Raw genomic sequence first — 1,257 nt, forward strand, 5'->3', positions numbered from 1 at the left:
CCTCGAGGTATTAGCCAGGCGAGAAGAGAAAGACATGCTCCCATGGTTAGTAATTCAATAATAAATCCATCTTTTGTTAAAAGGGAAAAATTGCAGGAAGAAGGAAGGGAAAAGAAAGAAAAAATAGGAAGAAATGATCCCTGTCCTTGTGGAAGTGGATTGAAATACAAATATTGTTGTGGTAAAAATGAGTAATACAATTGAAAAACTATACCGGAGTTTTAAGAAACAAAAATTAAGAGAAGAAGGAAATGGATAGAAAGGTGAATATCAATGATAGAAGAATTAGCAAGTAAAATAAAAGAACTTCAGAAGAAAATTAATGAAATGGGGACTTATCTTTGACTTATCTACCAAAGATCAAGAAGTAAAAAAATTAGAAAAAGAAATAGCTCAAAGCTCTTTCTGGGTTGATCAAGAAAAAGCTCAGAAAATTATAAAAAGAGTTAAAGAATTAAAGAATATTATTACTAAGGTTAATGAGTTAAAAAATAACTTAGAAGAATTAATGATACTTTTAGAACTTAATCTGGAAGAGGATAAGAAAGAAATTTGGGAAGAGATAGGTCAAAAAATCAAGGTTTTAGAAAAAGATATTGAAAAACAAGAATTAATTGTTTTATTTGAAGGTAAATATGATATCAATAATGCTATAGTTACTATTCGGCCGGGAGCTGGGGGTACAGAATCTCAAGATTGGGCTGAGATGTTACTGCGGATGTATTTAAAGTGGGGAGAGAAGAATGGGTACATTGCAAAGATAGTAGAAATATCACCTGGTGAAGAAGCTGGAATAAAGAATGTTACCTTTACGGTTAATGGAAGTTATGCCTTTGGGCATTTAAAAGCAGAAAAAGGCATACATCGTATGGTTAGGATTTCTCCTTTTGATGCCAATAGAAGAAGGCATACCTCTTTTGCCTCGGTGGAAGTTATCCCTGAAATTGATCAAGAAGTAGAGACTGAAATTAAGGAATCAGATTTAAGGATAGATACTTATCGAGCCACCGGTGCAGGAGGACAGCATGTTAATACCACTGATTCTGCAGTTAGAATAACTCACTTACCCACCAACATTGTAGTGCAATGTCAAAATGAAAGATCGCAATATAGTAATAAATTGACTGCAATGAAGATTTTACAGGCCAGGTTATTTGAACATTATCAACAAGAAAAAGCCAAAGATTTAAAAGAAATTAGAGGAAAAAAGAAAGATATTGCCTGGGGAAGTCAGATACGTTCTTATGTATTTAATCC

2 protein-coding genes are annotated in these 1,257 nt (G+C 33.1%); both read left to right on the plus strand.

The genetic code is table 11. The annotated features are described in order from the left end of the window. Window positions 1-195, plus strand: a 195-nt coding sequence (locus COZ07_RS10560; protein ID WP_406608527.1) for an SEC-C metal-binding domain-containing protein, incomplete at its 5' end; no start/stop codon positions are given. A gap of 127 nt (window positions 196-322) precedes the next feature. Beyond that, a partial coding sequence (gene prfB / locus COZ07_RS10565) for a peptide chain release factor 2 (RefSeq protein ID WP_406608528.1) occupies window positions 323-1,257 on the plus strand: 935 nt, incomplete at its 3' end.

This window comes from Candidatus Infernicultor aquiphilus (genome assembly GCF_002784285.1).
Classification (GTDB): domain Bacteria; phylum Atribacterota; class Phoenicimicrobiia; order Phoenicimicrobiales; family Phoenicimicrobiaceae; genus Infernicultor; species Infernicultor aquiphilus.